The organism is Streptomyces sp. NPDC059875 (assembly GCF_042731085.1).
In the GTDB taxonomy this organism is placed as follows: domain Bacteria; phylum Actinomycetota; class Actinomycetes; order Streptomycetales; family Streptomycetaceae; genus Streptomyces.
This window is the reverse complement of the sequence record NZ_JBHWJZ010000054.1, coordinates 1-19,011: the sequence shown is the minus strand read 5'-3', so window position 1 is coordinate 19,011 and position 19,011 is coordinate 1. Positions and strand designations below refer to the sequence as shown.

Sequence of the window (19,011 nt, the reverse complement as noted above, 5' to 3'; positions counted from 1 at the left end):
TGTCGACAGGGGGAATCGGCCCCCGGGTCAGACGTGCGCTCCGAGGGCTGTGGCGCGGGGTACGGACAGCCGGGGCGGGCCGCGCCGGGACAGGGTGTGCGCGAGGACGACGCCGTGCAGCCGGCGGGTGTGCGGGCGCGGGCGTACGGGGTGCGGGAGCTCGGGCACCCGGACGACGGCGAGCAGCAGCCGGAGCGGGGTGAAGGCGAGCGCCCCGACGGTCCGGGCGAGCGCGAAGAGCGCCGCCTCGCCTCGGGCCAGCCAGAGGCCGCAGACCAGGGCGGCGAGGAGGTGAGCGGCGAGCATGCCGGCGGAGGAGTGGCCGGTGGCCGTCTCCATCGCCGGAACCAACTGCGCCTGCATCGCCGGGTCGATGGCCATGTGCTCCATGGCCACGTTCCCCATGTCCGCCATGGCCGCGTGGTCCGCCGTCGCCGCGTGGTCCGTGGCGCCGTGCGACCCGCCCGCCGAGAAGATCAGGTGCAGGGCCGTCTGTACGGCCGCGAGCCCTCCGGCGATCGTGTACGCGCCGCGTCGTCGGCCGCCCGCCAGCCATGCCAGACCGCCCGTGACGGCGAAGGCCGTGTACAGCGATCCCGCGGGAAGGTCGTGCGCAGACATGGACGAATGCCCCACTGCGGCCAATGTCACGCACACCGCCGCGAAAAGTGCGGCTCGCAGGGCGCGTATCGGCGACCGGGCATCCGTCATGATTCGGCCATGGTGACATCCCGCCGTCCCGGGCGGGAGACCGCCTCCGGGTTCTTCTGGGAGCGGAATGACTGGGCGCCCCGCCAAGCCGCCGTGCACAGTCGTGACATGAGACTTCTGATCTTGGGCGGTACCGAGTTCGTGGGGCGCGCCGTGGCCGAGGCGGCGCTCGCGCGGGGCTGGGAGGTGACGGTCTTCCACCGCGGCCGGCACGAGCCGCCGGTCGGGTGCGCGTCGCTGCTCGGCGACCGTACGGCCCCGGGCGGACTGGCCACCCTCGCCTCCGCCGACAAGCCCGCCTGGGACGTGGTCGTGGACACCTGGTCGGCCGCGCCCTCGGCGGTCCGTGATGCGGCCCGGCTGCTCGCGGACCGGGTGGAGCGCTTCGTCTACGTGTCGAGCCGATCGGTGTACGCCTGGCCGCCGGCGGCCGGTCTGGCCGAGGACGGTCCGCTGGTCGAGGGCTCGCCGGACGCGGGCGAGGTGCCGTACGCCGAGGCCAAGCGGGGCGGCGAGCTGGCGGCCGTCGAGGCGTTCGGCGCCGACCGCACGCTTCTCGTCCGCGCGGGGCTGATCATCGGCCCGTACGAGAACGTGGGCCGGCTGCCGTGGTGGCTGGGGCGGATCGCCCGGGGCGGACCCGTGCTCGCGCCGGGCCCGCGCGCGCTGCCGCTGCAGTACGTCGACGCCCGCGATCTGGCCGAGTGGACGCTCGACGCGGCGGCGGCCGGGCTCTCGGGCCCGTACAACCTGGTCTCGCCGCCCGGGCACACCACCACGGGCGAGCTGCTCGACGCCTGTGTGCGGGCGACCGGCTCCGACGCCGAGCTGCGCTGGACCGACCCGGAGACGCTGCTCGCGTCCGGTGTCGAGCCCTGGTCCGACCTGCCGGTGTGGATTCCGCCGGGCGAGATGTACGACGCGATGCACACCGCCGACGTCTCCAAGGCGCTCGCGGCGGGGCTGCGCTGCCGGCCGGTGGCCGAGACGGTCGCCGACACCTGGGCCTGGCTCGAATCGATCGGCGGGGCGGCGCCGCAGCGCCCGGACCGGCCGCCGCTGGGCCTCTCCCCCGAACGGGAGGCGGCTCTCCTGTCGGACTGATGTCCGTCTCGATTCGGCTGAACGCGTGGGGCGTGTCGTCCGTATGAAGTCCCATGCGACGCACACGAAAACGTTCGACACGCGCGAAACGAGCGGTGGCCGCCTCCGTCGCCCTGATCCTGGGCGGGGGCGGCCTGATCGCCGCCAATGTCTACGCTTCGGCCGGTCAAGGCTGGGGCGATCCGCCCCCTGACCGGCAGAACGCGGTCTCGACGATCGACTGTCCGGATGTCGCCGAGGAGCTGACCGAGGTACCGGAGTCCGTCCGGGGGGCGGTGGACCGGGAACTCGCCACGCTGGACAGCCAGATCACCGTCGCGTACCAGCGTTTCGCCGACAACAAGGAGCGGGTGGAGAGCGATCCCGCCTTCGCCGAGCAGCAGATCCTGACCCCCTTGAAGAACGAGCGGCTCAACATCCTGCAGCGCATCCGCCAGTTGATCGACCAGGAGGGGGAGGCCCCCCGGAACCTGGAGAGCCTCGCGCCCTGCACACTGCGCGCGGACGACGACGGAGGCGGCCCCCAGGACGGGGGCGGCGAGGAGGGAGACGGCCAGGACGACGGCCAGGACGAGGACCAGGGGCAGTCCGGGAACGGGCCCGAGGCCGCCGACTTCGTCGACATCACCTCCGTACAGCCGAACGTGAAGCAGCCCCAGCAGCGCCGCGGCGCCTCGCGCGGCACGTTCGCCACCGACTGCGGACGCAACCAGAACGGCAAGTTCAACCCGGACAACGTCATCGTGGCGCCGGGCGTGAGCAACGGCGCCCACCACATGCACGACTACGTCGGGAACCAGGCCAACGACGCCTTCGCCGGCGACGACGACCTGGCCAGGGGCCGGACCACCTGCCGCAACCAGGGCGACCGGTCCACCTACTACTGGCCCGTGCTGCGGCTCCAGAACGGGCAGGCGGAGGACGACGCCCAGGCCGACGGCGGCGGCAAGGACCAGAACGTCGGCGAGATCCAGACGCCCGCCCAGGTCACCCTGAACTTCGTCGGCAGTCCGGTATCCAAGGTCACCGCGATGCCGCGCTTCCTGCGGATCATCACCGGTGACGCCAAGGCGTTCACCAACGGCGACGCCAATGCCAACGCCTCGTGGTCCTGCACCGGTTTCGAGGACCGGCAGTTGAAGGACAAGTACCCGATCTGTCCGCAGGGCAGCAAGGTGGTGCGGACGTTCCGCTTCCAGAGCTGCTGGGACGGACAGAACACCGACAGCGCCAACCACCGCACCCATGTGGCCTTCGCCGACCCGGCGAGCGGGCGCTGCGGCAACGGCTTCCGGGCCATCCCGCAGCTCGTGCAGCGGATCGTCTACGACGTGCCTCCGGGCCCCGGTTTCGCGGTCGACTCCTTCCCGGAGCAGCTGCACAAGCCGGTCACCGACCACGGCGACTTCATCAACGTCTTCGACGAGCGGCTGATGCGGAGGGTGGTGAGCTGCATCAACGAGGGGCGCCGCTGCACTTAGCGCCCCACCCCCCGCTCCCTAGTGGTGTCCGGAGGAATGCGACGCGTGCGGCGCGTGCGGCTCGGCGGTCTCGACCTGACCGCCGAGCCGTTCGCGTACCTTCTCCACCGTCCCCGAGTCCCCGGACACGGTCCACTTGCGGCCGACCAGGTACGAACCGCCGTAGTCCTTGGACTGGTTGAGCCACTCGCGCTGCCCCCGGTCGGTCGCGAAGGTGGTCAGGACGTACGTCCCGTCGTCCGTCGCGCACTTCGCCTGGCGCAGCTCGGCCGCGTCCGTCTGGACGTCCGGCGCACACTCCGCCTTCGCGGCGAGCTGCTCCAGAGTGCCGGTCGCCTCCTGGGGCGCCGACTCGCACCCCGTCAGCAGCGCGAGCACAGCCGCCGCCATCGTCGCCACCGGAGCCGTTCGTCGCGTACGCATCAGCATTCGCCCATCCTGCCCGCCCGGTCGCGCCAAGGTGAGCGGAATCCGATCGGTTACGGTTTGGTGTGATACGTCCCGATGACGTACCTATGGAGGAGTCGACGCCGTGCCCGCCATCCCCGCCACCACCGTCGCCAACCTCCGCGACCTCGGCTCCCTCCCCCTCGGCGAGGGGCGCAGCGTCCGCACGGGTCGGGTCTTCCGCTCCGCCCAGCTCGACCGGCTCGACCCCGCCGACCCCGTGGTGGCGGCCCTCGGCATCCGCACGGTCGTCGACTTCCGCACCGAGAACGAGCGCGCCGACCGGCCCGACCACCTCCCGCCGGGCGGGCGGCTGCTCATCGCGGACGTGCTCGCCGACCATCTGGCCACCAGCGGCCTGCCGCCCGCCGCGATGCTGAAGAAGCTGCTGACCGATCCGGCACTGGCCGACGAGTTCCTCGGCGGGGGCCGGGCGCACGACGCCTTCACCCGGACCTACCGGGCCTTCGTGACCACCGATTCCGCGCGCGCCTCCTACCGTGCCTTCCTCGGCGAGCTGGGCGATCCGCACGCCGGCCCGCTGCTCTTCCACTGCACGGCCGGCAAGGACCGCACCGGCTGGGCGGCGACGATCGTGCTGTCGCTGCTCGGCGCGGACGAGGAGACGGTCATGGCGGAGTTCCTGTCGGTCAACCCGGCCGTCCGGCAGGCCTTCGCGCCGATGATCGAGGGGTTCACGGCGCAGGGCGGCGACCCCGAGCTGGCGCTTGCGCTGATCGGGGTCGTACCGGCGTATCTGGAGGCGGCGCTCGACGAGGTGGCGGTCCGGCACGGCTCGATGGAGAAGTACGTACGGGAGGGTCTGGGCGTCCCGGACGAGGTGACGGACGTGATCCGCGAGCGGCTGACGGTGTACGAGGCCTGAGGCCCGCCGGCGCTCACCCACCGTGGTGACCATCGCATGATTCGCTCGTTCTGCTGAATGTGAGCACCCAGGAACTCGCCCCCTCCCCCCTCGGCCCGGTCGATGTCGAACAGGCCGAGGCCGCGCTCGTCGAGCACTATCCGCGGCTGGTCCGGATCGCCTACCTCGTGCTGCCGCCCTCGCTGGGGCGCAACCGCCGGGTGCTGACGGCACACGCGCTGGTCCAGCGGTCGCTGCCGCGCCGCCGGACGTCCGGCGCGGGAATCCCCGGACCGCGCCGCGCCGAGGACGCCGTCGACGCGGGGTACGCGTACGTACGGGGCGAGGTGCTGCGGCAGGCGCTGATCGCGGGGCTGCCGCTGAAGCGCAGGGCGCTGCCGCGGCGGGCGCAGTTCCCGCCGGCGCTGCCGCAGGTGTGGGGGCTGCGGGTGTTCCCGCGCGCCGGCGGCGCCGACGAACTGGCCCTGGACCAGCGGCTCTCCGCGCTGTCCGGGCCGGCGCGCGCGGTGTACGTGCTGCGGGGCCTCGAGCGGCAGGGCGACCCGGAGGTGCGGCGGGTGCTGGCGGCCGCCGGCGTGGCGGAGGCGGACACGGAGGCGGCGCTCGCGGAGGCGGACGGGGTGGAGGCCCTCTACGCCCTGCTCGACTCGCCCGAGTTCGATCCGTGCTCGCTGCAGGCCCGGCCGACGGACCTGATGCGCCGCCGTCAGCACGGCAAGGCGGCGCTGGCCGCGGCGGCGGCCGTGGTGGTGTGCGGGACGCTGCTCGGCCTGCCGGGGGACGGCTGGGGACGGAACGGCGCCGCGGCGCCTTCGTACGCGCGCAATCCGGCGGCCGAGGCGGCTCTCGACCCGGGGACGCTGAAGCAGGTCCCCGCGGGGTACTGGCAGAGCTCGGCGCGTACGGACTTCTCGGTGTGGCCGGCGCGGGGCGGTCTGACGGGCGACCGGGCACTACTGCGGCGGGCGCTCGCGGTGTGGGCGCGGCCCGGCGGTTCGGTGCGCTCCTCGGCGACGCCGGGGACGCCGGTGGGGCCGCCGATGGGGCCTTCGCAGCTGCTGTACGCGGGAGAGGTCGACGGTTCGCGGGTGGTGCTGTTCCACGACGGGCTGCGGGCGGTGCGGTACGCGGAGCCGGCCGGGGGAACGGGCGGGGGCACGGGCTCGGCGGCGCTGGACTTCGCGCGGACGGACGGGGCGGACGCGATCGGCTCGGCGGCCCTCGTCGTCTCGCGCACCACGGCCGACGTCCGCTATCTGATGGCCCCTTGGGTACGGGAGACGGCGGTACGGGACCTGCTGGCGCCCGCGAAGAAGCCCTCGCGCCTCGTGCGGGACGCGCACGGGGTGACACGTCCGTTGCTCAGCCCGGCGCAGGCGCGGGGGTGCACGGAGTGGAACACGCTCCAGGTGCGGGACGCGACGGGGGTGCGGCTGCTGACCGATCTGGGCGAGCTGACGCCGGCCCGGCTGACCTCGGGGCCGCCGGGGGCCGCACCGGTGGACGGCACGGGGGCGGCGGCCGGGGCGGCGTGGGCGAGGACGGCCTGCCAATTGGCGGCGGTCCGCTCGCACGGAGTGCGGTCGGTCAACGCCTGGCAGTTCGCCACGCAGCGTCTGCCGGAGGACGGGGGCCGGGCGGCTTGGCTGTGCACCCGGGCGGAGACCTGGCGGGGCACGGGCAGCAGGGTGCTCGCCCAGTTCCAGGTCCCCGCGCCCGGTGTGGCCGCGGCGGTCGTGGCGAAGGCCGAGGAGTCCCCGGCGTGCGGGGTGCGCGAGCCGCGGGTCCTCGCGGGGGTGCTGTGGCAGGCGAAGAGCGGGCAGTGGTACGTCCTGGCCGCCGGGAGCGAGGACTTCACGTCCCTGCGCACCACGGGCGGGGTGAAGGGCGAGGCGGAGGGCCGGCTGCTCGCGGTGAAGGCGAAGGCCGGCGCCCGGGCGGACCTCCTCGGCACGCTGGGGAACGGAACGAGGGTGGGCGCGCTGCGGTAACCGCCGTCAGGGCCCTGGGAATCCGCGTGCGCGATGCCGTGTGCACGAGGCGGTGAGAATCCGCGTGCACGAGTCTGTTGCCAACTGCTTACTCCTCAGTACATTGACGGCATGTCTAATACGCAGCCTGCACCGGTGGCGTCGGAGCACATCGAACTCAAGGCCCGCAAGGTCTCCTTCGACTGGGAGGAGACCCCGCTCCACTGGGTTCCCGGCGACCCGTTCACCACCCACACCATCAACGTGCTGCACCTGCTGCTCCCGGCCGGCGAACGGTGGTTCGTGCACGTCTACAAGCAGGTGCTCCCGTTCATCACCGACGACCGGCTGCGTGCGGACGTCATCGGCTTCATCGGCCAGGAGGCCGTCCACTCCCAGGCGCACGACGACGTGCTCCCGCACCTCAAGAAGCTCGGCCTGGACCCCACGCCCTACACCGCCCAGGTCGACTGGTTCTTCGAGAAGCTGCTCGGCGACCGGACCCTGCCGCCCGGCCGGGCGCGCCGCTGGTGGCTGATGGAGCGGGTCGCGCTCATCGCCGCCATCGAGCACTACACCGCCTTCCTCGGCAACTGGGTCCTCAACGCCGAGGAACTCGACCGCAGAGGAGCCGACCCGACCATGCTGGACCTGCTGCGCTGGCACGGCGCCGAGGAGGTCGAGCACCGCTCCGTCGCCTTCGAGCTGTTCATGCACCTCGACGGCGGCTACCGGCGGCGCGCCCGCACCTGGGCCACCGCCTTCACCGCGCTCGTCTTCCTCTGGCAGCGCGGCACCCGCTTCTTCATGGAGAACGACCCCACCCTCGTCAACCGCAGGGCAACGGTCGGCCAGCTCGTCCGCAAGGGCCGGGAGGGCGTGCTGCCGTCCACGCCCGACCTGCTCCGGGCCGTCCCCCGCTACCTCAGCCGGGCCTACCACCCCTCCCAGGAGGGGAACACCGCCCAGGCGGTGGCGTACCTGGCCGGCTCCCCCGGCGCCAACGGAGGTCGCTGACCATGCCCCGTCTGCGTACGTTCGTCCTGGTCGCCGGGGCCGCGGTCCTCGCCAAGCGCGCCATGCGCCGCCGCATCAACGCCGCCCCGCTGTGGCCCATGCCCGCCCTCGACGAGCCGACCTCGGGCCGCGGCCGCCTCGCGACCGTCACCAGGAAGGTGCTGGTCACCGAGCGCACCGAACCCGCCGAGGGTGTGGTCCGGCTCCGGCTCGAAGGCACCGGCCTGCCCGCATGGCAGCCCGGCGCCCATGTCGACCTGGTGCTGCCGTCCGGTCTGGTGCGCCCGTACTCGCTGTGCGGGGACCCCGCCGACACCGACACGTACACGGTGGCGACCCGGCTGATCGAGGACGGCCGGGGCGGCTCGCGCGAGGTGCACGAACAGCTCCACGAGGGCACGGAGATCGAGATCCGGGGGCCGCGCAACCGCTTCCCGCTCGTCGACTCCCCCGCGTACGTCTTCGTGGCGGGAGGCATCGGCATCACCCCCGTGCTGCCGATGCTGCGCGCGGTGGAGGCGGCGGGCGCCGACTGGCGGCTGCTGTACTGCGGGCGCAGCCGCGCCACCCTGCCGTACCTCGGCGAGATCGAGAAGCTGGGCGGGGGCCGCGTGACGGTGGTCGCCGATGACGAGTCGGGCCGCCCCGACCTCGGTTTCCTCTCCGGGGTCCCCGAGGAGACGGCGGTGTACTGCTGCGGCCCGGAGGGGCTGATGGACGCGGTGACCGCCGCGATGCCCGCGGGCCGGACCCCGTATCTGGAGCGCTTCGCCCCCGCCGCGACCACCGGCGGCGGCGCCTTCGAGGTCGAACTGCGGCGCTCCGGGCGTACGTTGACGGTGGCGGCGGACGAATCGGTGCTCGCCGCGGTCCGTGGCGAGGTGCCTGGCGTCGCCTACTCCTGCGAGCAGGGCTTCTGCGGGACCTGCCAACAGCGCGTCCTGGAGGGCGAGATCGACCACCGGGACGAGCTGCTCACGGACGCGGAGCGCGCCGACTCGATGCTGATCTGTGTCTCGCGGTGCGCCGGAGAAAGGCTGGTTCTCGACCTCTAGGCGAGCTCCGGGCGACCAGGGTGGGTCAGGGAAGGATCAGCCAGTCGAAGGCCAGGGCGGCGGCGAGACCGCCCACGAGGAGCCAGCTGCCCAGGCGCGTACGGCCGTTGCGGGAGAGCTCGATCACCACGCCGCAGAGGATCATGGCCAGTCCGTACACGCCGACGACCAGCACGGACGTCCGGCTCGCCAGCCGGATCACCAGGATCGCCGCCATGGCGACCAGCAGGACGGACGCGGCCGCTATCCGCAGTTGGCGGGCCTGCTTCGGGCTCAAACCGGAGGTGCTCATGTCGTGGGAGCGTAACGGACGGCGGTTAGGCTGTTCGCATGACGACCGGGGTGCGCCGCAGGATGGGCGTCGAGGAGCGCAAGCAGCAGCTGATCGGGGTGGCGCTCGAGCTGTTCAGCCACCGCTCTCCCGACGAGGTCTCCATCGACGAGATCGCCGCGGCCGCGGGGATCTCGCGGCCGCTGGTCTACCACTACTTCCCCGGTAAGCAGAGCCTGTACGAGGCGGCGCTGCGGAGGGCGGCCGACGAGCTGGCGGCCCGGTTCGTGGAGCCGCGGCAGGGCCCGCGCGGCGCGCGCCTGCTGCGCGTGATGCGGCGGTTCTTCGACTTCGTGGACGACCACGGCCCGGGTTTCGCGGCGCTGATGCGCGGCGGACCGGCGGTGGGCTCCTCGACGACGAGCGCGATCGTCGAGGAGGTGCGGCAGGCCGCGTACGAGCAGGTCCTGGCACAACTGGAGGTCGACGAGCCTTCGGCGCGGCTCGAGCTGGTCGTCCGCTCCTGGGTGTCGCTCGCCGAGTCGACCGCGCTGCTGTGGCTGGACGGGCGCCGGGTGCCGCGCGAGGAGCTGGAGCTGCAGCTCGTGCACGACTTCGCGGCGCTCGCCGCCGTGGCCGCGGCTTACGACGAGGGGATGGCGGACGTCATGGTCCGGATCCTCGCCGACGAGCCGGCCGACGGGCCGTTCGGTGACCTGATGGGCCGGCTCATGGCGCTGACCGCGCGGGTGCCCGCGCAGCGAACGGCGTAGTCAGGCCTTGCGGTAGGAGGGGTCGAGGTCGCGGACCTCGGCGGAGAGGCGTACGCCCTCGGTCTCCTTGAGGTACGCGGGCAGCAGCGCGAGCACGGCCTCCGTGAGACGGGCCTTCGTCTCGTCCGTACGGCCGGGCAGCAGGGCGATCTCGACATGGACCACGAGATCGTCGGTCGAGCCGTCGCCCACGACGAACTCCTCGACCTCACGGAAGCGGGTCTTGCAGGCGTCGATCCGCGTGTCGACGGTCTCCACGACGAACGGGTGCAGGGCGAGCCCGAAGCCGCGGCGGTCGAGCGGTGCGGAGTAGTCCACGGTGATCTGCGGCATGAAGGTCACTCCCGGTCGTATGGATGTATGGCCACACCATTACGGTGATCACCATGAGCGCACAAGTGACCTTCCGGCAGGCGGACGACCACGATCTCGACCTTCTGGTGGGGTTGTTCGACGGGGCCGCGCGCTGGATGGTGCGCCACGGGATCGACCAGTGGAAGCCGGGCGACAAGAGCGCGGAGCACTTCCGGGCGCGGATCTCCACGGGCGAGGTGTGGCTGGCGTCCTGCGGAGACCGGGCCGTCGGGGCCTACGAGCTGTGGTGGGACGACGAGCAGGCGTGGGGCCCGCAGCCCCCGGTCGCGGGCTATGTCCACCGCTTGATGACCGACCGGGAGTCCGCCCCCGCCGGCGCCGGCCGCGCGCTCCTCGCGCATGCCGAGGAGCGGATCGCGGCCGGTGGGAGGAGCGTGGCGCGGTTGGACTGTGTGACGAGCAACCCGCGGCTCCGTACGTACTACGAAGCCGCGGGTTACGGGGTCGTCGGCGAGGAGCCGGGGAAGCTCGCCGCCGACGGCACGCGTTACGGGGTCACGCTGTTGGAGAAGGCGCTCACCCGGCCTTGAAGACGGCCACCGTGCGGGCCGGGACGGTGAAGGTTCCCGAACCGGACTCGTAGGAGGCGGACGTGACCGTGGAGTCGGAGCCCGCTGCCTGGACCGGGTGCAGGGTGTAGCCCTTGTCGGCCAGGTTCGCGATCCGCTGGGTCTGCCGCTCCGGCGTGGCGTTGAAGACCACGACCAGGTCGCCGAGGCGCATGGTGATCACGCCCGGGGTCTCGCCGGTGCCGGAGAGCGGGAAGGACAGGGCGTCCTGGACCTGCCCGGCGGTGGCGAGCGAGAAGGCGGGCTCGGTCGTACGGATCTTCTGGAGGTCCCGGTAGGCGGCCGAGGCGCCGTCGATCTGCGCGCAGCCCACGGTGAGTCCCGGCTGGGTCAGGAGGGGCTTTCCGAAGCCCCACTTGGCCTTGTTGTCGGCCGCCGGAGGCAGGCCGCGGCCGAAGCCGTTGCCGTCCCGGCAGTCCCAGTGGATCGCGTTGAACCAGTCGCCGCTGTCGTACGAGTTGCGGTCGAGCGACTTGGAGCGCAGCAGGTCCGAGCCCGCCTGGGAGAGCGCGGGGCCCTGGGAGAGCGTCGCCGTCGCCATGGCGAGGACCTGCATCCTGGCCCGGTCGGCCGGAGACGTAGCCGCCGGCAGCTTGAAGGCGAGCGCGTCGTAGAGGGTCTCGTTGTCGTGGGCGTCGGCGTAGGCGAGGGCGTCGCCGGGGGCGGCCGCGTAGCCGGCCGGGGCGCCGTTGTAGTCGACCTGGGAGCCCTTGACCGTACGGCCGGAGGTGTCGGTGAAGGTGTAGTCGGCGAGGTTGCCGCTCAGCCCCACCTTGATCAGGTCCTGGTAGTGGAGCAACCGGGCCTTCTGCTGCTCCGGAGTTCCGTTGGCGGAGGAGGAGTTGGGATCGGTGAAGAGGCCCGAGGCGAAGCCCTGGACGCCCGGGTCCTCGTCGAACGGGCCGCCGCCGCGAACGGCGTCGCGGGCCCGGTCGGAGAAGGTGGCGATGCCCGTGCCGGCCATGTTCTTCTGGGTGGCCTGGACGAAGCGGGCGTCGTCGGCGATCTCGCCGAAGTTCCAGCCCTCGCCGTAGAGGACGATCGACTTTCCGTCGACGCCGTCCTTCTCGACCGTCAGCGCGTCCAGCGCCTTGCGGACGGCGAGGATGTTCTCCTTCGGGTGGTGGCCCATGAGGTCGAAGCGGAAGCCGTCGACCTTGTACTGCCTGGCCCAGGTGACGACCGAGTCGACGACGAGCTTGCCCATCATGGCGTTCTCGGGCGCGGTGTTGGCGCAGCAGGTGGAGGTGGCGACGGAGCCGTCGGCCTGGAGGCGCTGGTAGTAGCCGGGCACGACCTTGTCGAGGACGGACTTGTCGGCCTGGCCGGCGGCGACGGTGTGGTTGTAGACCACGTCCATGACGGTCCGCAGACCGGCACCGTTGAGGGACTGGACCATCTGCCGGAACTCGACCGTGCGGCGGGTGCCTTCGGGGTCGGTGGCGTAGGAGCCCTCGGGGACGGTGTAGTGCAGCGGGTCGTAGCCCCAGTTGTACGCGTCCTTGGCCGCGGCGGCGGCCACGCAGGCCTGCTGCTCCTCGGAGTCGGGGGCGTAGACCTTCAGGTCGCAGGCGGGTTCGGTCCGGTCGGACTTCTTCTCGGGAATGGTGCCGATGTCGAAGGCGGGCAGGAGGTGGACGTAGGAAGTGCCGGAGGCGGCCAGTGCCTTCAGGTGCTGTGAGCCCTTGCTGCCGGGGTCGGTGAAGGCCAGGTACGTGCCGCGGTGGTCGGCCGGGGCGGTCGGGTCCGCGATCGAGAAGTCCCGGACGTGGAGCTCCTGGATCTGGGCGTCGCGCAGCGGTACGGCGGCGGGCTTCCTCAGGCCGGTCCAGCCCTTGGGGGCGAGCTTCGGGTCCGCGAGGTCGACGATCAGGCTGCGGGCCGAGTCGTTGGTGAGGGCGGTGGAGTAGGGGTCGGTGACCTTGTTGGTGACGATCTGCCGGACGGTGGGCGCCCAGACCTTCACGACGTACCGGTAGGGCTTGCCCGTCCACGCGCGCGTGCCGGTGACCGACCAGACGCCGGAGGCGTCGTCGCGGCGCATGGGCACGGCCTTGCCGTCGAGTTCGAGGGCGACCGACTGGGCGGTGGGTGCCCAGAGGGAGAGCGTGGGACGGCCGCCGCGGAACACCGGGCCGAGGGCGGCCTCGGTCGCCTTCGGGGCGTAGAGGTCGTCGAGCACACCGGCGAGCTGGACGCCCGTGGCGGTCAGGACGGCGCCGTTCGCCGCGTACTGGGCGGCGACGAGCTGACCCTTGAGCGCCTCGCGGATCCGGTCGCGGTCGCGCGGGTCGATGCTGAAGGCTCCGTACGACTTCAGGTGCGGGAAGGCGGCCTTCTGGGCGTCGGTCAGCTGCGTCGGGTTCAGGCGCAGGACCTGGCGGTCGCCGCTGAGGGCACCGTCCTTCACCGTGACCGAGCCGTCGCGGGAGGAGAGGAGGACGCTGGAGGCGGCGGCGTCGCTGCCGTTCCAGGCGAGGGTGGTCTCGTCGATCCAGACGGCCTGGGCCTTGGTGAGGTCGAGGGCCGCGCCGCTGCCCTTGGGCTGCGGGAGCAGGTACTTCTCCTGGCCGCCGAGCAGCCAGACCTCGTGGCCGTTGGCCTTCAGGTCGAGGGACTGGTCGGAGGGCAGGTCCTTCTCGTCGCCCTTGTGCAGGATGTAGCTGAGGGAGGTCGTGCCGGCGGCGAGCGGGACTTCGTAGACCGCCCCGTAGGCGTCGGTGCGCACCGGCTCCAGCGGCTTGCTCCAGTCGGTGGGGTTCGCGGCGCCGGTCCAGGTGTGCAGGCCCCAGCCGTCGTACTGGCCGTCGGCGCGCTTGTAGTGCAGCACGGCCTTCGTCGTGTCCTGGGGCGGGTACGCGCCCTCGGGCGCGGCGTTCAGAACGGTCGGCCTGCCCTGCTCGATCCAGACCTCGCCCGTCTTGGAGAGGTCGACGGCGCGGTCGGCGTCGGTGTCCTTGACGCCGTCCTTGTTCACGGCGATGAAGCCGACCGAGGAGGCGCCGGGCTTGAGCTTGACGTAGGCGAAGGCGCCGTACGCGTCACGGCCGGTGAAGGGCTTTCCGGCGGGCCAGGTGGTGCCTTCGCCGTCGGCGATGTCGCCCCAGGTGTACAGGCCCCAGTCGGCGTAGTCCCCGTCCGTGCGCTTGTAGTGGACGATGGCGTAGTCGCGCTGGGTGGCGGTCGGCGGCTGCTCGACGGCCGGTGCGCCGCTGGTGGTCGCGGCGGTCGCGCTCGCGGTGCGGCCCGCGCTGTCGACGACGACCGCCTTGTAGCGCAGGGCGGTGCCGGCGGGCGCGGTGACCTTCTGGGTGACCTTGTAGGGGGCGTGGTCGGCGGAGCCGAGGACCTGCCACCTGCCGTTGCCGGTCTGGGCGGCGAAGACGACGCGGTTCAGCTGTCCGCCGGTGACGTCGGCGGACAGCTCGACGGTGCCGGTGGCGCCTGCGTCGGGGGCCTTGAGGGTGATCGTCGGCGTGGCGGTGGGCGCGCCGAGCGGCTTCGCGGCCTTGAGCACGAGGGAGCCGAGCGCCGGGACGGTCACCGTGATCTTCGTGTCGCCGGCGCTGGTGACGCGGGCGTCACCGCCGTGGATCGCGGTGAACTCCATGCCTGCGGAGCCGGTGGGGATCTCGACGGTCCGCGCCTCGGTGGAGCTGTTCACCGCGACGACGTACTCGGTCTTCGTGCGGGCGTCGGTACGGGAGAAGGCGTAGACGGAGCCCTCGGCGTACCGCTGCTCCTGGACGCCGTCGCGCAGTGCGGGGTGCTTCTTCGTGAGCGCGGAGAGGGCGGCGATCTGCCGGTAGAGCGGGTGCGTGGGGTCGTACGCGTCGGCGGCGTGGGTGCGGTCGGTGCCGAGCTGGTCGTCGTCCAGGTAGTCGGCGGTCTTCGACGCGAAGAGGGTCTGCCGGGAGTCCTTGTCGCCGCCGGCGCCGGTGTAGCCCTGCTCGTCGCCGTAGTAGACGACGGGGTTGCCGCGGGTGAGGAACATCAGCTCGTTGGCGAGCCGGTAGCGCTGGAGGAGTTCGGCGTCGTCGGCCTTCGGGTTGTCCTGCTTGAGGAAGGTGCCGAAGCGGCCCATGTCGTGGTTGCCGAGGAAGGGGACCGACTCGTAGGCGTTGGCCTTGTCGGTGGTGTAGCGGTAGTCCTGGGCGAAGAGGTTCGCCAGCTTGTCCGCGGAGCCGCTCTGGGAGGCGAAGGTGCGGGCGGCGTCCTGGAAGGGGAAGTCGAGGGTGGCGTCCAGGCGGCCCTCGGTCACGTACGGGGCCGTGATCGCCGGGTCGGCGGAGTAGACCTCGCCGAACATGAAGAAGTCGTCGCGGCCGCGGCGCGCGGCGTACTCGTCGAGGGCGGTGGCCCACTGGGTCCAGAACGCGGTGTCGACGTGCTTGACGGTGTCGATGCGGAAGCCGTCGATGTCGAAGTCGCGGACCCAGCGCTGGTAGATCTTCTCCATGCCCTGGACGACCTCGGGGCGCTCGGTCCACAGGTCGTCCAGACCGACGAAGTCGCCGTACTGGGAGGACTCGCCGGCGAAGGTGGAGTCGCCCCGGTTGTGGTACATCGTCGGGTCGTTGAGCCAGGAGGGGACCTTGAGGTTCTTCTTCTCGGCGGGGACGACGGGGGTGCGGGGGAAGGAGTCGGTGTCGACGCGCGGGAAGGTGCCGTTCGGGTCGCGGTCGTCGAAGGGGACGCCGTCCGCGGTCAGATAGGGGAAGGCGCCCTTGGAGAGGTAGTCGTAGGTCTTCTCCTTGTAGTCGACGACATCGGCGGTGTGGTTGGTGATGACGTCGAAGAAGACCTTCATGCCCTTGGCGTGGGCGTGGTCGATCAGCTTCTCCAGGTCGGCGTTGGTGCCGAAGTGCGGGTCGACCTGGGTGAAGTCGGTGATCCAGTAGCCGTGGTAGCCGGCGGACGCGTCCTTGCCGGTGCCCTGGACGGGCTGGTTCTTGAAGATCGGCGCGAGCCAGATGGCGGTGGTGCCGAGGCCCTTGATGTAGTCGAGCTTCTTCGTGAGCCCCTTGAGGTCGCCGCCCTGGTAGAACCCCTTGTCGGCGGGGTCGAACCCGGTCTGGAGCCGGGTGCCGGTGAGGCCGCCGCGGTCGTTGGCGGTGTCGCCGTTGGCGAACCGGTCGGGCAGGACGAAGTAGAACTGCTCGCGGGTGAGGTCGTGCCGCGCGGGCTGACCGGCCAGGCTCCTGTCGGAGGGCGGGGGTGGGGGCGGGGGCGCGGCGGATGCGGGGAGGGCGGGCACGAGTGCCGCGCACAGGGCGGTGGCCACGGCGGCCGCCGTTCTCTTGCGTATCACGGGTCTTCTCCCTGGAGGTACGGGAAGGAGGGCCGCCCCGATGGGGCGGCCCTGTGAGAAGGGGGCGTCAGCTGCGGAACGTGTCCGTCAGGACGAGCTGGCCCGTCGACGGGACCGTCGCCACGCGGTTCGCGCCCGACTCCCACGTCACGTTGCCCGCCTCGTCCTTGCGGACGTACTTGTACTCGAACGACGTGCCCGCCGGCAGGGAGACGTCCAGCTTCCAGACCGGGTACGACGCCGGGTCCAGCTTCAGGGCCGCCGACGGGGACCAGTTGCCCAGCTCCGCGCGGTTGCCGGTCACGTAGATGTTCTGGCCGACCGTCGTCGTCGCCGTGACGTTGAAGGACGCTCCGGTCGCCGCGGGCGGCGGGGTCGTACCGCCCGCCCCGCACGTCTTCGCGTTCACGTGCAGCGCGAGCGCCGTGTTCGACGCCAGCGTCGCCGTGAACTGGCCCGCCGAGTTCACCGTCACGGCCGTGTTCGACTGCACGTCGCAGTACGTGCCGGCGGCCAGCCCCGTCTGGAACGTACGGCTCAGCGACGCGCCCTCGTGGTTGATGGCGACGTACGCCTTGTCGCCCCGCCCGAACGCGATCGCGTTGTTGCCGTTGTCCCACCAGTTGCCGACCGCCGTGCCGCGCGCCGCGTTGCGGAAGCCGACCATCGAGGCGATCTCGCGCCAGGCGTGCTGGCACTTCCAGCCGTCGCTGTAACAGGCGTTCACCTGGCCGCCGTTCGGCGCGCCCGCGTCCTTGTCGGACCACTCGTAGCCGGAGTGGACGTCCGGGGAGCCGTAGGGCCAGGCCAGCATGAAGACCGAGGCGAGCGTGTAGGTGGCGCCCGACTTGTAGTTGAGGGTGTCGCCGCCGCGCTCGGTGTCGTGGTTGTCGACGAAGACCCCGGACTTCCCGGAGGACATGTAGCCCCAGGACTCGCCGAAGTTGTTCAGGTAGGCGAGCTTCTCCGAGCCGAAGATCCGCTTGAGGTCCCGTGCGTAGCGGAACTCCTGCACGTCTCCGTTGCCCAGGTACTCGCTCGGCGAGACCGCCTCGCCGGCGCCGAATATCGCCTCCTGCTTCCAGTACACGCCCGGGTTGCTCAGCCGCGACTTGATGTTCGCGAGGTCCGCGGCCGGCATGTGCTTGGCGGCATCGACCCGGAAGCCGTCCACGCCGAGCGAGAGCAGGTCGTTCATGTAGGCGGCGATCCGGCCACATACCCAGTCCTCGCCGGTGTCGAGGTCCGGCAGGCCCACGAGTTCGCAGTTCTGGACGTTCGCCCGGTCCTGGTAGTTCGAGATCGTGGCCCGGCAGTCGTCCATGTCGGCGCCCGAGTACAGGCCCGGGTAGTCGTACTTCGAGAACGAGGTCCCGCCCGTTCCCGTGCCCGACGCGTTCGCCATGTGGTTGATGACGGTGTCGGCGACGACCTTCACGCCCGCCGCGTGACAGGTGTCGACCATGCTCTTGAAGGCGGTGCGGTCGCCGAGCGGGCCGGCGATCTTGTAGCTGACCGGCTGGTACGCGGTCCACCAGGTGGAGCCCTGGATGCGTTCCTGGGGCGGCGAGACCTGGACGTACCCGTAGCCCGCGGGGCCGAGCTGCTCGGTGCAGGCCTTCGCCACGGAGGCGAACTTCCACTCGAACATCACCGCGGTGACGTCCTTCTCACCGGGCGGGGCGGCCTGCGCGGGGGCGGGTGCCGTGACGGCCACAGCGGCTCCCGCCACGAAGGCGAGTGCAGCGGCCACGGTCTTTCTGGCCATGTTGTCCTCCTGCTGACTTCACTGTCGCAAGATGTTGCCGAAAATGACAGCAACTGTTTTCAGCCGTGACCGTACGAGTGCCCCGAGGCCCGGTCAACCCTTGCGACCCCTCAATGCAGGGAGTTACGCAAGGAGTTGCAGCGAGGAGCCGGCCGGCGGCTGGGCCGTGGAGCCCCGCACCACCAGCTCCGGCTGGAAGACGAACTCCGTGCGCTGCACGGGATTCCCCTCGACCTCCTCCAGGAGCGCGCCCACCGCCGCCGTCGCCATCGCCTGCACCGGCTGACGCACGGTGGTGAGCGGCGGGTCCGTGAACGCGATCAGCGGCGAGTCGTCGAAGCCGACGACCGACACGTCACGGGGCACGTCGAGGCCCCGTGCGCGCACCGCGCGGATCGCGCCGAGCGCCATCAGGTCGGAGCCGCAGACGATGCCGGTGCAGCCCTGGTCGAGCAGGATGTCGGCCGCCGCGTGCCCGCCCTCGACGCCGAACAGCGTGGGGCGGACGTAGCGTTCGGCCTCCGCCCGCTCGATCCCGAGCAGATGGTGCAGCTCGGCCGCGAAACCCTCCGCCTTGCGGCGCGAGGGCACATAGCGCGTCGGGCCGATCGCGAGACCGATCCGCTCGTGGCCCAGCTCGACCAGGTGCCGTACGGCCATCCGCGCCGCCGCCCGGTCGTCGGGCGAGACGAAGTTGGCGTCGATGCGCTCGTTGAAGCCGTTGATGAGGACGAACGGGACGCCCCGCGCGGCCAGTCGGACGTACCGCTCGGGGTCGGCGCTGGCGTCCGCGTGCAGCCCGGAGAGGAAGACGATGCCGGTGACCCCGCGCTCCTCCAGCTGCTCGACCAGCTCGTCCTCGGTGGCGCCGCCGGGCATCTGGGTGCAGAGCACCGGGGTGTAGCCGTACCCGGCCAGGACCTGCTCGATGACCTGGGCGAAGGCCGGGAAGATCGGGTTGGTCAGCTCGGGCACGACCAGGCCGACCAGACCGGCGCTGCGGCGTTTCAGCCGTACGGGACGCTCGTAGCCGAGCACGTCGAGCGCGGCCAGGACGCGGTGCCGGGTCGCGCCGGCCACGCCTGCCTTGCCGTTGAGGACGCGGCTGACGGTGGCCTCGCTGACGCCGGACTGGGCCGCGATGTCCGCGAGCCGCGGGGGGGGGGGGGCGGGGGCCCCCCGCCGGGGGGGGGGGGAAACCCCCCCCCCACCCGGGTGGGGGGGGGGCGCGACAACAATCCAAGACCCCGGGGGGGGGGGTATTAAAAAAAAG

The 19,011-nt window shown here is 71.9% G+C and carries 15 protein-coding genes; 8 read left to right on the top strand and 7 right to left on the bottom strand.

Annotation, left to right across the window (positions count from 1 at the left end):
* Positions 1–27 precede the first annotated feature (27 nt).
* Positions 28–621, bottom strand: a complete 594-nt coding sequence (locus tag ACFV9D_RS36615) for a hypothetical protein (RefSeq protein WP_385156573.1) — start codon at positions 619–621, stop codon at positions 28–30.
* A gap of 198 nt (positions 622–819) precedes the next feature.
* Here ACFV9D_RS36615 and ACFV9D_RS36610 point away from each other — a divergent pair, with 198 nt between their 5' ends.
* Entirely contained in the window at positions 820–1,815 is a 996-nt protein-coding gene (locus ACFV9D_RS36610) for an NAD-dependent epimerase/dehydratase family protein (protein ID WP_385156570.1), read from the top strand.
* A 53-nt stretch (positions 1,816–1,868) separates the two neighbouring features.
* Positions 1,869–3,296 carry a DUF1996 domain-containing protein gene (locus ACFV9D_RS36605; RefSeq protein WP_385156567.1) on the top strand — a complete coding sequence of 476 codons (1,428 nt, stop codon included), beginning with the start codon at positions 1,869–1,871 and terminating at the stop codon, positions 3,294–3,296.
* Positions 3,297–3,314: 18 nt separating this feature from the next.
* Here ACFV9D_RS36605 and ACFV9D_RS36600 read toward each other — a convergent pair whose 3' ends face one another.
* Positions 3,315–3,719, bottom strand: coding sequence for a hypothetical protein (locus ACFV9D_RS36600; RefSeq protein ID WP_385156564.1), 405 nt, complete (start codon positions 3,717–3,719; stop codon positions 3,315–3,317).
* 109 nt (positions 3,720–3,828) lie between these two features.
* Between ACFV9D_RS36600 and ACFV9D_RS36595 the strand changes: the two genes are divergently transcribed.
* From ACFV9D_RS36595 to ACFV9D_RS36580, 4 genes are all read left to right on the top strand, one after another.
* A complete protein-coding gene (locus ACFV9D_RS36595; protein WP_385156561.1) occupies positions 3,829–4,629 on the top strand; it encodes a tyrosine-protein phosphatase in 801 nt (266 codons plus the stop codon).
* Positions 4,630–4,688: 59 nt separating this feature from the next.
* Entirely contained in the window at positions 4,689–6,620 is a 1,932-nt protein-coding gene (locus ACFV9D_RS36590) for a hypothetical protein (RefSeq protein WP_385156559.1), read from the top strand.
* Between the two features lie 111 nt (positions 6,621–6,731).
* On the top strand, positions 6,732–7,616 hold the full coding sequence (locus tag ACFV9D_RS36585; protein ID WP_385156556.1) for a metal-dependent hydrolase: 885 nt from the start codon (positions 6,732–6,734) through the stop codon (positions 7,614–7,616).
* Entirely contained in the window at positions 7,613–8,671 is a 1,059-nt protein-coding gene (locus ACFV9D_RS36580; protein ID WP_385156626.1) for a PDR/VanB family oxidoreductase, read from the top strand. The genes ACFV9D_RS36585 and ACFV9D_RS36580 overlap by 4 nt, the downstream gene beginning before the upstream one ends.
* Positions 8,672–8,696: 25 nt before the next feature.
* On the opposite strand, the gene ACFV9D_RS36575 is transcribed toward ACFV9D_RS36580, so the two are convergent.
* Positions 8,697–8,963 (bottom strand): hypothetical protein, encoded by a 267-nt coding sequence (locus tag ACFV9D_RS36575; RefSeq protein WP_385156553.1) that lies wholly within the window; start codon positions 8,961–8,963, stop codon positions 8,697–8,699.
* A gap of 38 nt (positions 8,964–9,001) precedes the next feature.
* On the opposite strand from ACFV9D_RS36575, the gene ACFV9D_RS36570 reads away from it, so the two are divergent.
* Positions 9,002–9,715 carry a TetR/AcrR family transcriptional regulator gene (locus ACFV9D_RS36570; RefSeq protein ID WP_385156550.1) on the top strand — a complete coding sequence of 238 codons (714 nt, stop codon included), beginning with the start codon at positions 9,002–9,004 and terminating at the stop codon, positions 9,713–9,715.
* On the opposite strand, the gene ACFV9D_RS36565 is transcribed toward ACFV9D_RS36570, so the two are convergent.
* Positions 9,716–10,048, bottom strand: coding sequence for a 5-carboxymethyl-2-hydroxymuconate Delta-isomerase (locus ACFV9D_RS36565; protein ID WP_385156547.1), 333 nt, complete (start codon positions 10,046–10,048; stop codon positions 9,716–9,718).
* Positions 10,049–10,101: 53 nt separating this feature from the next.
* On the opposite strand from ACFV9D_RS36565, the gene ACFV9D_RS36560 reads away from it, so the two are divergent.
* A complete protein-coding gene (locus ACFV9D_RS36560) occupies positions 10,102–10,620 on the top strand; it encodes a GNAT family N-acetyltransferase (protein WP_385156544.1) in 519 nt (172 codons plus the stop codon).
* Here ACFV9D_RS36560 and pulA read toward each other — a convergent pair.
* The 3 genes from pulA to ACFV9D_RS36545 all read right to left on the bottom strand — a co-directional run bounded on the left by pulA (position 10,607) and on the right by ACFV9D_RS36545 (position 18,881).
* On the bottom strand, positions 10,607–15,970 hold the full coding sequence (gene pulA / locus ACFV9D_RS36555) for a pullulanase-type alpha-1,6-glucosidase (protein ID WP_385156542.1): 5,364 nt from the start codon (positions 15,968–15,970) through the stop codon (positions 10,607–10,609). The genes ACFV9D_RS36560 and pulA overlap by 14 nt on opposite strands.
* Positions 15,971–16,037: 67 nt before the next feature.
* Positions 16,038–17,738 (bottom strand): carbohydrate-binding module family 20 domain-containing protein, encoded by a 1,701-nt coding sequence (locus tag ACFV9D_RS36550; protein WP_385156539.1) that lies wholly within the window; start codon positions 17,736–17,738, stop codon positions 16,038–16,040.
* Positions 17,739–17,861: 123 nt separating this feature from the next.
* Positions 17,862–18,881: a LacI family DNA-binding transcriptional regulator gene (locus ACFV9D_RS36545; protein WP_385156624.1), complete on the bottom strand. Its 1,020-nt coding sequence runs from the start codon at positions 18,879–18,881 to the stop codon at positions 17,862–17,864.
* Positions 18,882–19,011 lie beyond the last annotated feature (130 nt).